20 protein-coding genes are annotated in these 17,765 nt (G+C 51.3%); 4 read left to right on the top strand and 16 right to left on the bottom strand.

Annotated features, from left to right (window positions below; translation table 11 throughout):
- Nucleotides 1–447 precede the first annotated feature (447 nt).
- Nucleotides 448–1,719 carry a tyrosine-type recombinase/integrase gene (locus QN395_RS03830; RefSeq protein WP_323491686.1) on the bottom strand — a complete coding sequence of 424 codons (1,272 nt, stop codon included), beginning with the start codon at nt 1,717–1,719 and terminating at the stop codon, nt 448–450.
- Between the two features lie 391 nt (nt 1,720–2,110).
- On the bottom strand, nt 2,111–2,407 hold the full coding sequence (locus tag QN395_RS03825; RefSeq protein WP_323491685.1) for a hypothetical protein: 297 nt from the start codon (nt 2,405–2,407) through the stop codon (nt 2,111–2,113).
- Between the two features lie 233 nt (nt 2,408–2,640).
- Here QN395_RS03825 and QN395_RS03820 point away from each other — a divergent pair, with 233 nt between their 5' ends.
- Genes QN395_RS03820 through QN395_RS03805 form a run of 4 tightly spaced genes read left to right on the top strand, consistent with a single transcriptional unit; the run spans nt 2,641 to nt 3,619 of the window.
- Nucleotides 2,641–2,883 carry a hypothetical protein gene (locus QN395_RS03820; protein WP_322118762.1) on the top strand — a complete coding sequence of 81 codons (243 nt, stop codon included), beginning with the start codon at nt 2,641–2,643 and terminating at the stop codon, nt 2,881–2,883.
- A 39-nt stretch (nt 2,884–2,922) separates the two neighbouring features.
- Nucleotides 2,923–3,177 carry a hypothetical protein gene (locus tag QN395_RS03815; RefSeq protein WP_322118761.1) on the top strand — a complete coding sequence of 85 codons (255 nt, stop codon included), beginning with the start codon at nt 2,923–2,925 and terminating at the stop codon, nt 3,175–3,177.
- A complete protein-coding gene (locus QN395_RS03810) occupies nt 3,174–3,404 on the top strand; it encodes a hypothetical protein (RefSeq protein WP_322118760.1) in 231 nt (76 codons plus the stop codon). Before QN395_RS03815 ends, QN395_RS03810 begins: the two co-directional genes overlap by 4 nt.
- Nucleotides 3,401–3,619: a helix-turn-helix transcriptional regulator gene (locus tag QN395_RS03805; RefSeq protein ID WP_322118759.1), complete on the top strand. Its 219-nt coding sequence runs from the start codon at nt 3,401–3,403 to the stop codon at nt 3,617–3,619. Before QN395_RS03810 ends, QN395_RS03805 begins: the two co-directional genes overlap by 4 nt.
- A 37-nt stretch (nt 3,620–3,656) precedes the next feature.
- On the opposite strand, the gene QN395_RS03800 is transcribed toward QN395_RS03805, so the two are convergent.
- From QN395_RS03800 to QN395_RS03735, 14 genes are all read right to left on the bottom strand, one after another.
- Nucleotides 3,657–3,908: a hypothetical protein gene (locus tag QN395_RS03800; protein WP_322118758.1), complete on the bottom strand. Its 252-nt coding sequence runs from the start codon at nt 3,906–3,908 to the stop codon at nt 3,657–3,659.
- A gap of 142 nt (nt 3,909–4,050) precedes the next feature.
- Nucleotides 4,051–4,464, bottom strand: coding sequence for a hypothetical protein (locus QN395_RS03795; RefSeq protein WP_322118757.1), 414 nt, complete (start codon nt 4,462–4,464; stop codon nt 4,051–4,053).
- Nucleotides 4,457–4,939: a glycoside hydrolase family 108 protein gene (locus QN395_RS03790; protein WP_322118756.1), complete on the bottom strand. Its 483-nt coding sequence runs from the start codon at nt 4,937–4,939 to the stop codon at nt 4,457–4,459. The genes QN395_RS03795 and QN395_RS03790 overlap by 8 nt, the downstream gene beginning before the upstream one ends.
- Entirely contained in the window at nt 4,936–5,103 is a 168-nt protein-coding gene (locus QN395_RS03785) for a hypothetical protein (protein ID WP_322118755.1), read from the bottom strand. The genes QN395_RS03790 and QN395_RS03785 overlap by 4 nt, the downstream gene beginning before the upstream one ends.
- Before the next feature lie 70 nt (nt 5,104–5,173).
- Nucleotides 5,174–5,737 (bottom strand): hypothetical protein, encoded by a 564-nt coding sequence (locus QN395_RS03780; protein ID WP_322118754.1) that lies wholly within the window; start codon nt 5,735–5,737, stop codon nt 5,174–5,176.
- Between the two features lie 8 nt (nt 5,738–5,745).
- Nucleotides 5,746–6,873, bottom strand: coding sequence for a hypothetical protein (locus QN395_RS03775; protein ID WP_322118753.1), 1,128 nt, complete (start codon nt 6,871–6,873; stop codon nt 5,746–5,748).
- A gap of 10 nt (nt 6,874–6,883) precedes the next feature.
- On the bottom strand, nt 6,884–7,324 hold the full coding sequence (locus QN395_RS03770) for a hypothetical protein (RefSeq protein ID WP_322118752.1): 441 nt from the start codon (nt 7,322–7,324) through the stop codon (nt 6,884–6,886).
- Nucleotides 7,321–8,313: a hypothetical protein gene (locus QN395_RS03765; protein ID WP_322118751.1), complete on the bottom strand. Its 993-nt coding sequence runs from the start codon at nt 8,311–8,313 to the stop codon at nt 7,321–7,323. The genes QN395_RS03770 and QN395_RS03765 overlap by 4 nt, the downstream gene beginning before the upstream one ends.
- Nucleotides 8,314–12,630: a phage tail protein gene (locus QN395_RS03760; RefSeq protein ID WP_323491684.1), complete on the bottom strand. Its 4,317-nt coding sequence runs from the start codon at nt 12,628–12,630 to the stop codon at nt 8,314–8,316. It abuts the gene before it with no gap.
- Between the two features lie 25 nt (nt 12,631–12,655).
- The gene (locus QN395_RS03755) at nt 12,656–13,117 is read right to left on the bottom strand and encodes a hypothetical protein (protein WP_322118749.1); all 462 of its coding nucleotides are present in this window, start codon (nt 13,115–13,117) and stop codon (nt 12,656–12,658) included.
- Nucleotides 13,114–13,557, bottom strand: coding sequence for an NlpC/P60 family protein (locus QN395_RS03750; protein WP_322118748.1), 444 nt, complete (start codon nt 13,555–13,557; stop codon nt 13,114–13,116). Before QN395_RS03750 ends, QN395_RS03755 begins: the two co-directional genes overlap by 4 nt.
- The gene (locus tag QN395_RS03745) at nt 13,554–14,498 is read right to left on the bottom strand and encodes a DUF2163 domain-containing protein (RefSeq protein ID WP_322118747.1); all 945 of its coding nucleotides are present in this window, start codon (nt 14,496–14,498) and stop codon (nt 13,554–13,556) included. The genes QN395_RS03750 and QN395_RS03745 overlap by 4 nt, the downstream gene beginning before the upstream one ends.
- A complete protein-coding gene (locus QN395_RS03740) occupies nt 14,495–15,094 on the bottom strand; it encodes a DUF2460 domain-containing protein (RefSeq protein WP_322118746.1) in 600 nt (199 codons plus the stop codon). The genes QN395_RS03745 and QN395_RS03740 overlap by 4 nt, the downstream gene beginning before the upstream one ends.
- Nucleotides 15,091–17,754 (bottom strand): phage tail tape measure protein, encoded by a 2,664-nt coding sequence (locus QN395_RS03735; protein ID WP_322118745.1) that lies wholly within the window; start codon nt 17,752–17,754, stop codon nt 15,091–15,093. Before QN395_RS03735 ends, QN395_RS03740 begins: the two co-directional genes overlap by 4 nt.
- Nucleotides 17,755–17,765: the final 11 nt, after the last annotated feature.

Raw genomic sequence — 17,765 nt, 5'->3', positions numbered from 1 at the left:
TAACACCTTTGTAACACCTATTTATATATAAAGTGTTACAGCAAGAACTAAGCCTAGCCTTACTCTCCAGCCTGTTACCTTGTCTGTAACACCGTAACACCTGCTTTTTGTGTCGGCTAGGATTTTTATTTTATGCATTGCTGTCGCCATCATCTGCTTTGCCCTCTTAGGATAGTTTTATAGCCCCCTGCCAAGTTAGCTCACTAGCGAGAATCCGGGCTCTACGCGCCCGCAGTGCAATGTGCTGAGAAAGTACCTTGGAAATTACTAGAGCGACCAAGCTGAGTTGCCGATCAAAGGAAGGAAGTAGGCTGCTAAAAAACATCTGGGCAAAACTCGGGCTCTACGCGCCCGCAGTCCTAAGCATCAAAAAGGAACCTAGAGATTTTACGCACAGCCATAAAAAAGCCGCTGGTCAGGCGGCTGGTATTGGCTTACTGGTATTGGCTAAGCGGTGCGTATCGGGATGATAATCGCCCCCTTCTTGATCTGGTCAACATAGTCTGCCCATGCCTGCATCATCTTACGCCGGTCTTTTAAATACAGTGCTTTCTGGTATACGCCCTTCACACCGTTTAACTTGTGGGCTAGCTGCTTCTCTATCATATTTGTGTCCCAGCCTTGCTCTGCCAACATGGTCGCCGCTGTATGCCTAAACCCATGCGGGTGAATGATGTCACTGCCATACCCTAGTGTCTTAAGGGCTTGGTTGATTGTGATCTCAGATAAGGGGCGCTGTCCTGCCCTCACACCAAATACGTACTCACCCATACCAGTAAGCGGCTGCAAAGCACGTAACTGTGCGACGACTTGTGAGGCAAGCGGGACTATATGATCTATATCAGTCTTGCCGACATGGTAGCGCCACTCACATGCATCAAGGTTAATGTCCTGCCAGCGTGCCATTCTAAGTTCACCAGGTCGCGTGAACAGCAAGGGCAGCAATCGCAATGCAGCCACAGTCACCGGAGCGCCACCATAGCCCTCTACATCGCGCAAAAGCTGTCCTAGCACGATAGGGTCTGTAATGTGAGAAAAGTTCTTTGATTTATGGGCTTTCAACTGCCCTCTTAAATCAGCTGCGATATCACGCTTGACCAAGGAACCCTCTCTACCAATAGCAAAGCGCCATAGCTGCCCCATCAGTTCACGCACTCGATTAGCGGTTTCAGTCACGGGGTTACCTTGCTTATTTTTTCTATCTTCTATACGGCGCAAACATTTCAATAAATCAGGTGGCTCAATATCAGCCATAGGCAATCTGCCCAAATAAGGGAACAAATCATTTTTTAGATAAGCCATTGCCCGCATCTTGTGACTTTTAGAGGATTCTTTAAACGCCTCATCAACCCAAATCAAAGCGATCTCTTCAAACGAGCCAACAATAGGCAATCCGTCTGATTCTCGCTTGTCGGCTTCCTTTTGCTCCGTTTTTTCAACTTTTGCCGCCCTGCGTGATTCGCTGGGGTCTATACCAGCCATAATTGACGCTATGGCATCGGTACGCTTAGCTCTGGCCGCAGATAGCGACACGTCAGGGTATTTACCAAACGCCAAGGTAAGGCGCTTGTCATTAAAGCGGTAATCCATACGCCAATACTTAGCATCTTGTTTGACCAGCAAATATAAACCGCCGCCATCAGACAATTTATACGGCTTATCTTTAGCCTTGGCATTTCTCAGGGCTGGGTCAGTCAAAGGGGTAATGAGCTTAGGCATGATGGACGATCTCCCTATGAGGATTGATCGAATACCGCCAAAATCTGGCAGTTTTGACGGTATACGGTTTTTACGGTATCGGATTTTTTCCGGTATACCGTCACTGATACCGTCAAAAACGTGGGCTGTCAAGGAATCTGCTGGCACGTCCTGAAACAAAAAAATCGCATTCTCATAGTGAGCGATGCGGTTTTATGTTCTTGCTGGTACTACCTGAAACGTACAATTGGTGCCCGAGGCCGGAAAAGAAACATGTTTATAAACATGAACTTATCAACGCCCCGGGTAAATTTTGGGGAACCATAAAATAAATTAATAAAACCCACTTTTTCCCGTTGTGAAATTATAACGGGAATTGAACCTTGTGGTGAATATAGGAACCATTAGTATCTTATCGACGCTGCTCAGGCGTTGGCGGCAACTCAGTCATACAAAGCCAAGACTGTGCGTAATCAACAACACGGTCAGCGCCCTGCACTCGCTCAAAGCCAGCTAAGACAAATCTTTTTTCTTGCATCCAGACGATGTGCGGCTCAAACAGAAAAATGGATTTTTTATGAGCCAAGTTCGTGTTTGACAATTCTGCGATGCGCACCGTCCGGCGCAATGATTGATCCATTTTGTCAAAGATTGCCAACTCGCCCTTGCTGATGCCCGTGTAGCGATCAAACAACGATTTTTTAGGCACTTCGACCCCGTTGTGTCGCATTCTTATTAAATAGATATTCATGCGTAAGATACTGTATAAATAATCAGTACATTATGCAGGTTTTTTTATTTTCAGATTCGCTCAAATGAATAAATAAAAATAATTCGAATAGTATTTGCGCATTAGTTCAATTTGAACTATTATTCATATATCGACAGCGCATCGCTGAAGAACGACACCATCCGGTAGATGGCTCTCCGAGGAGAATCAAAATGTTCGTAGCAAATATCTCAGGTAAAGAATCCATCAACACATTGGCTGCGTCCATCGGCTGCAAAGCTGGCGAAGCACTCAAAGGCGCTTCTGGTTATGGTCGCCCTGGCTTGATCGGCAATACCTTCCCTATCAAAGATGCCTTGAAAGCGGCTGGCGCTAAATTCGACGGTGAAAACAAGGCTTGGATATTTGAATCTTGGGCAGACTTGGAAGCCGTCCTGAATTCGGTATCGAAATAATCAACCCGCCCGCTTCGGCGGGCTTACTTGGGGAATCTCATGAGTATCGTTATTGACCGCAATCAAAACGTCATCGTCAATCAAGCTGGCCGCGCCCACATTACTGGCTGGGTCGCTGTTGGATTTCATGGAATAGATGATCAAGTTGCCCTTGCGAAGGGCGCCGGATATCAAGCTACGAAGAGTAATAAAACAACCCACATCACCCAGCAGTCTGAGACGCCCGTCTGGGCTGGCAAGAGCGGCGATCTGACGTTGGAATTATTCAAATCTGTAACAGGCTGGACAGCATGACCAACAAGCACTATAACTGGCACCATGCCTGGCATCAAATAGGTAATCGACGTGTGCATGATTCTGGCCTTGCGTTTGAGTTTGATGATGATCTCGGCTGGGTGACTTGCGATGATACCTTTGAAGCTTGGCAAGCATTTGAGTTTGCGCGGGGCGTTCCTCAACATGACTTGCTTGCTCGTTCTATGCGGCTTGCGCGTGAAGCTGCTGAGTGGGTCGCATCATGACTATTGATGATCTTCGCGGTTGGCAATCCCAAATGGGCTACACACAAGCCCAGGCGGCAGAAACGCTTGGTGTTGGCTTGTCAGCATATAAAGACTGGATCAATGGTATGTCGCGCACAACTGGAAAGCCCGTTTCGATTGACAAGCGCACCGGCTTGGCTTGCGCTGCTTTAGTTGCGAATCTGAGCGAATATTCTAAAAATCCAGTTAACTAAAATAATTTTCTTAGTTAACCGGATATTTTTACTTTGCTTAAGCTTTCAGCAATTTCTTGCCAGCGGCAATAGCATTCAGCACAGTCTGGACTTGCGGCCATAACTGTTCCAAATTCAATGTCACCCCTTCGATCTTATTAAAGTTCTCTGAGATAAACACGCGGGCGGCTTCTAGCTTGGCTTGCCCGGTACCGGACTCAGGGAAGGCGGTTTCTGCGATCTTGAATGCGTCGAGGATCAGCGGCATGATCAAGTGGATGGCTTGCAGAAGAATTAATAGTTGTTGCATGTGATGCTCCTAAAAATGGACGAAAAAAAACGCCTCTTGGGCGCGGGTAGGTTGTACTGCTCTTTGGGTACTGCTTTAAAACGTCTTGCACTTGTACTGCAATTGCACGCCGTCGATTGACTGCGCATAATTTTTTACAACGTCAACCGATGTAGGTTGTGTCAAGCCCATCGAGCGGGTCGCCGTTGCGGGCGTGCCGGACAGGCTGCACAGCGGCTGGTTGTTTTGTTGCTGCCACTGCTGGCACTGGCGCTGGGCTTGAATGATCTTCGACTGGAGCTGGATCTGCGGGCTTTGCTGGCAGTAGTCCGGCTCGCGTAGAAGTGGTAGCCGTAAGCACGACGTTAGCAGCGGCAACAATGCCACCACCAATAAGGTTGGCAGTATCGACATCGATCGGCAATGAATGCCCCAGCGATGCAGCGACGTTGACGATAGCGATGATGAGCGCACCCACGACCGTGCCAGTGATCTGGCCAGTTTTCCAAGCTTCGACATTAGCGACCTCGCTACCTTTGCGAAACAGATTGATAAACGCGCCGAGTTTGTCAAACATCATCAGCTCCTATTTTTAAGTTAGCTGCCAGGCGACGCATCCAGCCCTTGCTAAATGTTGGCCAGCCTGCGCAATTAGTCATAAAGATCATGCGCTCGGCAGTGAATCGCATGATCAAGTCATGTGGCTCGATAGCCTTGAATGCAGCCATCGTGTGATCGCCAATCACTCCATCGTCCGCTACGCCAATCGCTTTTTGCAGCGTACGGATTGCCACGCCTGCGCCGCTGTTGACCGCAAAATCTAGGATCTGGTAAGCGACACCCAAAGGCAGATTTTCTAGTTTTAAGCGATCCCAAAAATCACGCTTGTACAACGCGACTGCCTGGTCGCGCGTCAAGTCCTTGATATTTAAATTGGGATAACTTCGCTTTGAGATTCCCCAGTTGGTCTCGCCGCCCGGATCGTTTGGGTTGCTTGTGTAGCCGCCCTCACTTTTTAGCAGCCGGTTAATACTCACTTCAAAATTAGTCATTTATGCCACCCCTGCCCTATCAATGCGATGTACACCAGTCCCGCGAAAGCAAGCGCAACTAAGCCTGCAATCGTCCATTTGCCGAAGATGGCGAACTGCTTATCTAGCCACTCTTGCAGCGCTTCTTTTATTGCCTCTTTCTCTGCTTCTCTGTCGATGGGCATTGGCTTCCTTTAAATAAAAAACCCGCCGAAGCGGGTTGTGATGTGAGTGTTTTTTTGATCAAACACCGGCTTATTCAGACCACGCTACGGCGGCAATTTTCTCGGGTGCATCCGGGTCGGTATCGGCAATCGTTTTCAATGCCCGTTCGCATAAATGACGCTTGCCGATATTGCGCGCGCTGAATTGTTTTAACGCTGATTCATTGGCCAGCACCTTGACCGCTAGCGAAGCCACTGTCTCGCTGCGCGTATCGCCCAGCGCGGTCAGGAATGGGGTGATGGCGTTTGCCGGATCAGCCTGGTACGCGTGAGACTCTGCGATTTGAATGTCCCATGTCTCGCGCTCGGTGATCGGGTACGTCATTTTGACTTGCTCAATCGCCGCCTCGCATTGCGCGTTGATTGCCATGAGGCGATCAAAACGCAGCTGCTGGACAGCTGCCAGATCAATCACCGGCGCGGTGGTCAGCTGCTTGGCCAAGTCCGCCTGCAGCTTTGGCAGCACGCCGTCTAACCATGCTTGCGCATCCGCTTCAGACGTGAAGGGCAAGCCTGTTTGTGGGTTGCCCTCTTGATGTAGCTGGAAGTCCGGCAGATCAACGATGATCACGCCGTTTCTGTTAGTTATCGTCATGATGATCCTTAGATGAATATACGGGCGTCGATGTCCTGACGGATAAAGCCAAACTGGGTGGCGCCAACAGGCGTTTGGCCGAAGTGATACAGCTTGATGATGCCCGCCGTTTGGATTGCCATTACCGGACAAAACGGCACGGCGACACTGGTTGCAGCCCAAATGGCCGACGGCATGGCGACTTGCCATTTACCCAGATACTGTTCTGTGCCTGCGTTCCAGTTTTGGATAACCGCTGTACATTCCAGATACGATCCGGTCGATGCCGACACGTCGTTGCACAAGATCGCCAAGGTGTAATTACTGTTGACGACGGGGTAGTACATAATGTATTTACCCGTTGGCACCATCGCTTTTGCATCAAACAAAATCTTGGGCTTTTTCATCAAACGGATTTTGTCAGGCCACTTCCAAATATAAAATGCGTCCGTGGATTCTGAGTAAGTTGTCGCTGCAATATCGTCAATCGGAAGACTACCAACGCCGTTGGTAAGGTCAACATGGAAGCCACGGTAGTGACCAAAAGGTGTGCTAGTACTGTACTGATACCAAGCCGAATAGGCTGTGCCAGGGTCAGTGGTCAGAGTCGCTGCACCACTCGATAAAATGTACCAGTTACCTGCTTGGCTACGATAATACAAACTACCGTTTGTCCACTTCATCATGTACGCGCCAGATGCAGAATCTGAAAGCACATTCGTCCATGCGCCAACACCTGTGCGCTTCCAAAGCCCGTAATAGCCTGACTTGTTACTGATCGCCCAAATCACACCAGAATTGTCTTCTTGAATCATATCCAAGCCGCGCACTGAATCCTCAGTTGAAAACGTCTCGGTCACCGGATCAAACGACATCGATAACAACCCACTTCCAGAGCTAGGCAGCTGTAAAAACCAACGTGCAGCAGTGACAGTCCATTGAGGATGCCGTCCGCCACCGCCTCCAGAGCGAGTTGTGACAATTGGCACTGAATACGATGTCGAATTAAGATTCATATAGTTCTTAATAAACTCTGCAGTCGTACCCACCACCGATCCATCGCCCTGCGCATTCCATGTGTTTTTAATCGAGCGTATCGTGGGTACCACGCTGGCATTTTGCTGCTCGAGTAAATCTAAAATAACCGCTTCTAACATGATCAAATCCTTAGTTGATATTGGTCACCAGACCATTAGTACGGACGATATTTTTTACAACGGTTGCCAAGACGTTGTTAAGCGCATCGTAAATATTGACTGTGATGGTCGCAATCTGTCCAGCCGTGTTACGCGCATAGTCATGCTGTAATTGATAGCCACTGGCGAAGGTGGTGCGTACGGTCTGGATGATGCCGAACGCATTGCGCGTGATCGTTTGTGCAGAGATCGCGCCGCCGAAGTCCTGCGTGAAGGCGAGCTTTTGCGCGGCAAAATCCGTGGTCGTTTGCGCCCGCTGCTTTTGTATGCCGGGGATGGTAAATGTCCAGCCGTTGCTTAGCGTCAAAGTGACATCGGTGTTTGCCCCCGCGTATTGCGCCAAAAATGCCAGCGATGCGCGGGCGTCCACGCTGGCATTGGTCAGCGCGGTAATCAGTTCTGGCTCTGTCATTGCAGAATCCCCTTAATGAAGAAAACGATATCGGCGAGCGTCGCATCTTGCGTTGCTGGCCCTGTAATGGCCAGCATGTCACCAGCTGCAAACGTGGTGGATGCCGCCACGGTAAAACTGGCAACGGTACCCGCCGCCGCAAACACGATGGTGCCAAACGTCACGCCGTTTTTTGCCATGCTGAACGTAGTGCTGGCAGTGGCGGCGGTGACTGCTTTGCACTGGCTACCCGCCGCACTGATCGGTATTGAGAACGGTCTGGCAGAGATAAACCGTTTAATCACTGCGGATGCCGCTGGCTTGCCGGGTAACCAATCCTCGATCTGCTCTACCATCAGATTATTCATCTGGGTGGTCAGTAGTGTGAGGCTGGCATTGGTGGTTGCCAGTGCGCTGGCGATGTTGTTATCAAAAGCGATCAGTGCTAGGTCTAACGTGCCACTGAGTCCGCTGGTCAGGACGGGATAAGCCGGATCAAGCAACACCGTCGTCACGCCAGAGGCGAAGCTGCTTGACGTGACGGGTGCGTACACCAGCTGGCCAGCGACCGTAAATCGCAGATTAGCACCAGCGATAAACACGCCACGACGATCACCCGTCACGGTGAACGTGGTGGTGTTGACGAAGGCTGGAACATCGCCAGGCGTAATCCACTTATTTGCAATACTCGCTAGCCGCACCGCACCAGATGCCAGCAAGCCAACACTGAGGCGCGATGCCACAGAAGGCATACTGCCCCTTGATGCAATCGTCTCTGACTCCAGCGCAGTGATACGTGCTTTTTGTGTTGTCAGGCCGTGCGCCTCGGTGTCTACCGCATGGGCAATAAAGTCCGTGCGCGATTGCCTGAGTGGCGTTAAGTTATGTGCCAGCTCATCCGCCATGTGCGCGTTTTGTGCATCGTTAAGCGCGCCCAGATTGGTTTGCGTACTCAAAAGCGCATCACCGTAGGTTTGCGCTTTTGCGGGCTTGGTTGGATCAAAAGCCATTTAATATCCTTTCACAAAATAATTAGCCACCAGTGGAAACGTGGACGAATCGGTGTTGAGCGTAAAGCCGCTTTTAGTCACGTTGGTGACCCACATACGCGCCGATAAACTGGGTGTTGCCAGTACGGTGCTGACCACATTAAATTTAGACAAACCAACAAACATCGTGGCGCTGGTCATGCTGGCGCTGCCTGTTTGAGTGAGGTCAGGCACATCTAAGGTGATCGCGCCTGACGTGACGCGCACCCGCGTTAATGGCCCCACGCTCAGGGCTTCTATGACTAGCTTGATGTAGCGCCCGGCAGTGGGTTGGCCTTCGATCACTTCCGCCCAATTAGCTGCTTGTGGCGGGTCGGATGTGATGTATAGCTTGGCTGATAAAAACGCTTGTGGATCTTCCATTTGCAAGCCTGTGTACTCGGCCAGATAATCACCAAGAACGCCTTGGAAGCTAGTACCCGCATCACCGTGAAACTCGACTATCTTTGTCAGTGACGCTTTAATCGTGCCGGTTAAAAACACGCCCAGGTCATACGGTGGTGACTCGTAGTACCCGTTTTTTACGCGCCAGAATCCATCGCGGAACCATGCGCCAGGCACGGTATCGAGCACTGTGCCTAGCGTGGTGTCCAGGTTGTAACCGAACGCATAAAGCGATGCAGAATCGCTGTCCGCAATCGGGAATACCATTTGTGATGGTCCCAGCAAATCTGGCCGCTCTACCGCCGTTGTACCGATGTGGCCAAGGCCAGAGAAGTTGCCTGTGCCGACGCTAATTGGCACGTTGACGATCTCATTTAGCTTGTATAGACCAGTGATGCCAATCGACTTATCAAATGGCGCAGAGACGCGCCCATCAACAGCGACTGCGATGATCCGCACATTCAACGCGTACTTAGGAATCGGTATGCGTAGCTCTGTCGCTGTCTGATGATAGAAGCGGGTCACGCCGCCCTCTTCGATGTAGACCGCGTACTGATCTGCATCCGGTACCGCTGGCCAGACTAACTTCATGTTTGGCTCTTCGATACTCCAATTGACTGAGCCAATCGCCGCCAAGCCTCCGGATGAAAACGAGATCGTCGCTTCTTTGACGGCATACCCACCCGCCACATACACACCATGTACGCGGAAGGTCTTGCCGAGCAAATTGGCAAAGTTCAGATAAAAATTATTCTGCGCGTCAGATACCGCGACCAGCGCCGACTCTGGGAAAGTCGCCGCTGAATAATCCCGCATTTCATAATTTTTAATCGATGCATCCGGCGGTGAATTGACCGTCAAAATAACAGCGCCAGTGTCCGTCAAAGTAAAGGTCATCGCCAGCGCACCCGCTGCTGTGACACTGCCTTGCGGGGCGGTCGTTGTCGCTGGTCCTTTGACGACATACGAGTATGACGGCACGTCGCCTAGTGACTCTTTAGCAGCGTCAGAGTGTGCGTAGTAAGAACCCGCCGCATAGGCCGCTGCGCCACCATCACTGTTGACGTAATACAGCGACCCAGCCGATGTCTCTGACTGCGCCGTTGAGCTGGCGTAGTAGCTAGAATTGCTGGCATTGGTATTAACCAGCACCCCGTTTGCGTAGTACGACGATCCCGCTGCACCGCCATTCACCAGCACGCCGTTTGAATAATACGGCGTGCTTGATGATGACCCGTTGACCAGCACGCCATTGCTGTAGTAAGGCGTATTTGATCCAGTGCCGTTGACCAGAACGCCATTCGAATAATAAGGTGTATTCGACGACGATCCATTGATCAAAACGCCATTGCTGTAATAGGGTATGTTTGATCCGTTCCCATTCACTAATACACCGTTGGAATAATACGGTGTATTCGAATTTGATCCATTGATCAACACCCCATTGCTGTAATACGCAGCGCCAGAATTACTGCCGCTAACCAGAACGCCATTTGAATAATACGCAGCACCGGAAGTAGAGCCGTTGACCAAGACACCATTGCTGTAATAAGGCACATTGACTGATGACTGAAACCACGGATTGGTATTGCTGTAGTACGGCACATCAATCGCGGTACCGGACACCAGGACGCCATTAGCGTAATACGCCACACCGCTAGTATTTTGCGCTGACGTAGTGCCGTTGGCGTAGTACGTGACATTGCCTGCAGGCGTGGTGATCGACGCGCCATTGGCGTAATACAGCACGTTGCTGCCAGCGGATTGCAACGCGCCGGTGCTGGAGTAATACGGCGTGCTGGCTGATGTGCCGGGTATGACTTGGCCGTTAGCGTAGTACGCCACATTGACTGCAGATTGCGCCAACTGACTGGCATTGGCGTAATACGGTACATCCACCGCCGTGCCCACAAATACATCTGACCGCGAGTAATACGGCACATCGACATTGCTACCCACCCACGGATTGCTGGTAGCGTAATAATTGATGCCGGACGATGCACTGGCAACGATATTGGAGTGCGCAGTGTATTGCGAATCCGCAACTGACATCACACTATCATTCGACCGTGCGTAGTACGTCAAGCTGCTTGATGCATCCGCTGCAGTGCTTGAATTGGCGTAGTAATTACCATCTACCGCCGCCGTGCCACTGACACCTGCAGGTGGGGTATAAGCTGCCACATCTGCCAAGCCCTCATAGCCAGATCCATACACATTGTGCGATGTAAATTTAAAGTGCAATTGCTTGCCGATGTAACTGTCTGGCAAATCCTCACTCTTAAATATCGCACCGTCTAGCCTGACAAACCGTTCTGTCGGCATGTGTACTTTTTTGGTGGACGAATACATTGCACGCTGCAAGCCATCCAGCTTATAGCTGTTGGCGTCTACCAGCGTTGAGTTGGTATAGCCAAGGTACTCATCACCGACCAGACATGCTGTTGCACCGACCTTGGCTTCGTCAGAGGTACCGGACAATAAATGTCCGCCGTTACCGACCAGATTTAAATTAAATGTAGATCCGTCGGTTGTGTTTAATGCCGATGTTAAATAGCCATAGCGCGCGCCGGATTCAACTACACCAAAGCGCTTATACGTATTGCCATCTAACGATACCCAGATCGTGCAACCGCCCCACATCGTGGACTGCCCAGTGACCGCGCACCATAGTTGCAGTTTGCCACCAGTGAGTTCGGCTGGTGGTTCAAAAATAATTGGCGGTACGACGTGACCAGGTGCGATGTTGAAATTGGTCTGATACCCAGCCGCCCGCTGGACTTGGTAACGTGCGGCGTTGCACACGTTGTTTGGAAATTCTTCTGCCACCACACTTAACTCACCAACCTCATCCTCTTCAATGCTGATAATGCGGACTGGCGTTTTAATTAAGCCTAAGCCGGGATCAGTCAAGGTGACTAAATCCATCGGCTCTAACAGGCATTTGCTCCAGCCCAATTTAAATTCGTACGTGTTGCGGATGTAAAGCGATCGCTGCAAAAGTAGCTGTGCTACTTGTCTGGCAACGCCTGCATCGCAAATCTCATACGCGTCCATCACGTCACTGGCACGCAATCCATATAACTCGATGTTGGCCTGATCTTGCGCTGGCATGACTTCGTCGTTGTAGCTGTTGTCCCGGTTGTAAAACTTGATCTGGACTTGGTTAAACGCATCGGCATTGGTCGTCCGAGTGACGGTGATTGGATCAGTACCGTCGGCTAAAAAATCGTCGTCGGTCAGATCGTAAATCGGCGTGAGATTCGGCGTATACGTCAAACCATTCGCGGCGGCAGGTACGTCGCCATAAGGGATGATTTTTAACTGTCCTTCTGAATACACTATGCCGGAATTGGTGAGCGTCATGAGACGCGTCAACATCTCATGCGCTGGCGCCTGCTCTAAATAGGCCGGGCTGAAAAATAAATAGTTCGACACGCAATACCGGTGATACATATCCAGATCGCCAAACTTGTCAGCGGGGAACCCAGCGCCATAATGCGGGTTGGTTAAAAAGTCGATCAGAATATCTTTGGGGCAGGCGTCCCGTATCTCGCTAGAAAATCCCGATTGTGTATCGATCTCAAACGCGTGATTCAGCAGCTCTGCATTGTCGCCGAGATCGTAAGCAGCACCCGCGACATAAGCGGTACCGCGATAGCCCAGTGCCTCGGTCGGGTGCGTGGTCTGCACGCTTCCGAAAGGTACTTGCTGATAACTGCCATTGAACAGGCTTAAACCGATTTGCCCCAGTGCGTCGCTTGATCTTGCGCCAACTTTGTATTTGTACGACACCCAGACTTGCTCACCCACTAAGCTGCTGTCTAGCAGCGTGATGACGTTGCCGCTCTGGGTGTAATCACCTGGTCCTAACGTGATGCGACCGCTACCCATATGCTTGCTCCCATTAGTGCCAAATTTATGACCACGACTGCTCAATCTGCACGCGTGTGACAGGGGTCGTGGTGTTGTTGTTTAAAGTGACGGTGCCATCTGCGCCAACCAGATGTGCCTCTGAGTCCACGCCGACATCTTGCGAGTCGGCATAGTTGCCCCGAAATATCGACTTGCCGCGCCAGATGCGGGGGATGTAATTAATCGTCCCCTCGCACAACCCCAGCAAGATGGTGGCGCTGTAGGTGTAGGTTGTGTTGGTCGATGACCCACCACCGCCGCCACCTTTGCCGCCGCCAGTGGATGTGCTGGTGGTGTGGCCAGTGGCTTTAAAGTCGGTGTAGTACATGAGGTTAGGGGCGATACGCGTCTTGCCATAGACCAGCGGGATAGGCTTGCCACGCGTGGACGTTTGCAAGCGCATGGAGCTGATAATGGGTGACGTGGAATTGACTGCATTGCCACCCCCGCCGATTAGTCCGCTCATAAAGTACCTTCATCAATTAACGAATAAAAACCACGCACCCGCTTGCCCAGCACGCCGGATGATGCGTCTGCTAAAACGACACCTTCAGTCACGTACGAATGGATGACCTGCGGCCACTGCACGACGATGGCACCGTGACTAACGCAGCGCATAAACTGGAACAGCACCACATCGCCAGGCATGGGCACATCGACCGGCTTGGCATACTGCTTGACCCAGCCCAAGTACCGCTCATCGTCACGATGAAAATGCCAGTCATGCGGATAAGGGCGCGGATCTATATCGGGGATTAAGCCTAGACGGTGATAAACCTCAATCAACAACATCGCGCAATCCACACCAGCACCCTTGACGCGGCCTTGGTGATGATATTTAGTCCCCAACCATGTCTGTGCCTCGGCAACGATTTGCGCACGTTTTGGATTGATCTGATCGCTCATAGAACTGTCTCAGGCGAAGGAATAAACGGGAAGCCCTTAAAATTAGGCCGATTGTTAAACTTGCCGATGCAGGAATCCAGTGTGCGATTGCAGCCCGGCCACGCGGTGAATGAATCACCGGACTGGCACAAGCCAACAAGCGGAATCTGTAAGGTGAATACATTGCTGCTAAACAGCCGCACAGACCGCAATACACCCGCATTAGCGCCGCTGTTAAAACGAATGGTGCCAAGGGTGAAGTAGTCATCCGTCCAGCCGGTCGCGCTGGCATACAAGCGGTTGTCGATCACGTCATACGCGCCGGTGCTGTTACCGACAGTGATGGAACCTGGTGAGCTTGCGGCATCAGTCAATACGCGTATGCCGCCCACGGTCGTGAGCGTGCCACCTGTGACGATGCCGGACACCGCCGCTGATGCTTTGTTGATCCCGCAGCCGTTGTCATAGATGGTATTTAAGCAGCCAGACTGGTACAGGTTGCGCGGCAGTTTTGTGTTGAGCAATTCCAGATCGGACTTGACTTGCAATTGTGCTTGCGTACGACCCACTTGCACATCTGACACCCGACCTTGGAATAGCAATACGCCACCCAAAGACGTATCGCCCCAGGTCTGCATAAACACCCGCTGGAGCTGCAACGATGCGCCATCGAGCGCGCCGCGCTGCGCTGCATTGAGCCAGCTTGCCCCATTGAGCAAGTGAATCGGCAAGGCGTCTACCGTGACCTTGAGCGTATCAACTTCAACACCGACACTGCACCTTGTGCGACTGCGAGCGATGTTGAACTTTTTAAACGTGTTGCCCTGATAGACCAGATCAATATCAGCGCCGGTGTAGCGCACCACATAGCCACCCACCAAGGTGATGGTGTACAGATCCGCCATCAGTAGCTGGCGCGTCGTGTTTAAATAATTGACCAAGGCTGTGCTAGCGGACTTCATATTTTGCCCCCGAGTGAGCCGACAAACGCAATCGTGCGCAGCTCCCAGACCTTGTTCATCAATCCGCCAAATTCGGCACCATCATCCACAAAACGGCAACGGTAGTAATAGCTGCCAGTCCAGGTGACAGAAACGCCCGCTGCTGGTGGCGTGACAAAGGTAATCATGCCAAAAGTATCGATGCCATAAGATGCCGTTGCCGTGCCATTGAGCTTGACATCGGTGATTGCATTGACGTTCATGACCGGATCAAGAAAGCCACCATAGGCGCGTAACAACTGGAACTGCGTACGCGCTCCATCACCCAATCCGATGACCTGGTTGGTCACTGTGCTGTCTGTAATGTCGGTGTACAAAAAGCTGTCGTACGACCCTTGGCAAGTCATAAAAAAACCTTGAATCAAGCGCAGATCATCATTGACATTGCGGTCACGTAAAAACTCATGCTTGAGCGTAAAGGTCATGAGCGGCGACGACATCAGCGACGTGCGCAACTCACGACCATTGACCGAGCGCTGGATGCGGGTAGAGAACTGGGGCTTTTTTGTATTGCCCCAAGCCAGCCCTGCCAGCGTCGGAAAGACTGCATTACTCATTTAGTGATCCCTCTAAAATTGCGCGCTTGTGCTTTGAGCGAACTGACCAGCGCCCCGCCCTCATTCATCAGCAGGCGCTTGACGCTTTGGGCATCCATCGCCGTGATATTGAAATGCATTGCACTACTCGAGCCACCGCCGTTGTCTGCCATGTTGCGAATCACATCAGCGTGCTTGGACGGCAAAATCATCTCGCGTGCATGCGTCTGCACAACTGGATTGAGATTGGCTGGAATGTCGTAACCGCCCATTGCTGATGCGGCGATGGGTGCGAATGACATTGCGCCAGCCTGGGCGGCCAGAGCTGCTGCAGGCGCCAATCCGGGGCCGATAATCGGGATTGCGGCGGTAGACGCAAACGCGGCAGAACCAGCCACCGCGGCATTAGCCGTGACTTGACTGACTGCGTTGGTACTACCTAGCAGTCTTTCTAAAATCAAGTTCATGCCGTACTCAGCGGCTTGCTTGGCCAGCATGTCGATAATGGCATTAGTGACTGCCTGAAACACGCCCAGCATCATGCCTTTGAGGGTGAGCGTGCCTTGCAGCGTTTGCGCGATCACGCTTTGCATGCCCGACTGGATATTCCCGTACATCTCAGTGGTGTATTTGTTTTGCTCTTGCGCCGCCTTGCCACGAATAGCACCTAGCTTTTGTTGATGCGCTTGCTCTAGTGCTTCGATCTGCAAATGGATTTGTGCCAGTGCCACGGGGTCTTCATCAGATCCACGCATCATCTGCTCTTGATCGATCAACGCTTGCATTTTTATCTGATAGCGTTTGGCCTCAAATTCCTCCTGCTGTTGCAGTAGTTTGGCATTGGTCGATTGATGCAAAGACACTGCCAATTCTGCTGCCTGCTCCGCAGCATCAATGCCAGATAACTCTGCATTGCGCTTGGCTTCTGCGATCACTTTGCTGGTGGCCAGTGACTGTTCTGCATAAGCGCGTTGCTCTTTATAAATCTCAGCCATGGCGGCTTTGGCTTCTTTACTCTCTGCGCCATAGCGCGCCACATTGGCGTTATAGATTTTTTGAGCGATGTCTAAGCGTGCTAGATGGTTGTTTTTGTAGTTCTCCAGGCTGGCTTTTTCGCCTGCCATTTCCGCTTCAAAACCATCTTTGCGGATGAGCGCTGTCTCTGCGTAGTACTTCTTTTCTACCTGAGCTTTTTCCTCTTTGGAGAGCTTGACGGTATCGAGAATATTTTTCCAATAATCACGCTCCATCGTGTGATCGTACTCACGCGCTGTACCCGCGATGGCTTGTTCTTTAGCGTAGCCGTCTTTGTCTGCCCCTAGCTTGGCCTCCCACTCATGGACGCGGGTTTTTTCTTTGGCGTTTTTGTCATCACCGCCAAAGTCGTAAGTGGGTCCGCCTTTGATGGTTTTGTCTTTGATGTCGGCTGTTTGCTTTTGCGGACGCATCGCGATGTCATCAATTTTGTCTTTGGCAGCACTGGCGATATCGACCATTTTCTTAGCATGACGTGCAGCGATTTCCTCAATCTCTGCGGTACCGGCTGCCCATGCTTTTTTGGCGCCAGCGAAGTCGCCATGCAACGCACGTTCGACCGTTGCTGCCATGCGCATGATGTGTACCACCAGCGCCTCGATGACGCCTTGTATGACTTCCACAGCCAGATTGATGCTGACCTTTAATCCGACAAACGCAATCTCGACGACCTTGCATGCGTTACTAAAAATCTCCATTGCGCCCGGAGCGTCGCCGCCCATGACGCTGGCGATTAGATCGCCAATATTGCTAAAGCCAGAGCGGATGATTTCCCATAGCTCCATGACGGTTTGGCCAACCGTCTGCATGATGTTGGTCAACGACTCCAGCACCATTCCAGTTGCCTTACCAGCGACGGGCCCGACGCCGCTTAGCCAGCCGCCCAACTTGACAAACGTGGGCAGCAAAGCATTACCTGCCTGGACTTCTAACGACGTCATGACCAGCTTCATGTCATTGATAGATTCTTTGTATTTTTTGGCTTGTGCAACACCTTCATCGCCAACGACTAAGCCTAAGTCTTTGGTCTTTTGTTCGGCTGCTTTGATCTCTTCAGTTGTGAGCTTGAGGGTTGCGCGCACATCATTCCACGACTTACCATAGACCTGCGTACCCGCGATGTTCTGTTCAATCGGGTTTTGAATCTCTTTGAGCTTGGCATTGACCTCACCCATGATGTCGAGCGTGGGGCGGTACTGGCCTGCGCTGTCTTTGACCTTGACGCCTAGCTTCTCAAACGCTTGACCATTGGTAGCGATCTGCTTGGACATCTTGCCAGCGGCCATCGTCAATACTTCTGAGTCGATACCCAGATGGCGCATGGCGACCATCAGGACGCTTGCCCGCTCTGTTGTGACGCCTAGCTGTACTGAGAGCTTTTTAGCTTCACCTGTCCATGCGACAGACTCGCTGATCACTGCTTTGAATGCGGAACCGCCCGCGATAATCGCGGTCATGGTACCGATGACGGATGTGACGGATTTAAAGGCGGACGCCAGTTTGTCCATCTGGTTTTGGACTTCTTTAAAACTGTCTTGAATTTGTTTGGCTGCGACCTTGCTGGATTCCTGCACCTTTTGCATGGCTGCTGTCCAGCCTGCGGCCTCGGCGGTGATGGCGTATTCGATGGTTTTATCGTTGCTCATGATGGAATCCA

This window comes from Undibacterium sp. RTI2.2, from assembly GCF_035018705.1.
In the GTDB taxonomy this organism is placed as follows: Bacteria; Pseudomonadota; Gammaproteobacteria; order Burkholderiales; family Burkholderiaceae_D; genus Undibacterium.
The sequence above is the reverse complement of the archived record's forward strand: the minus strand, read 5'-3'. Positions and strand labels throughout refer to the sequence as shown.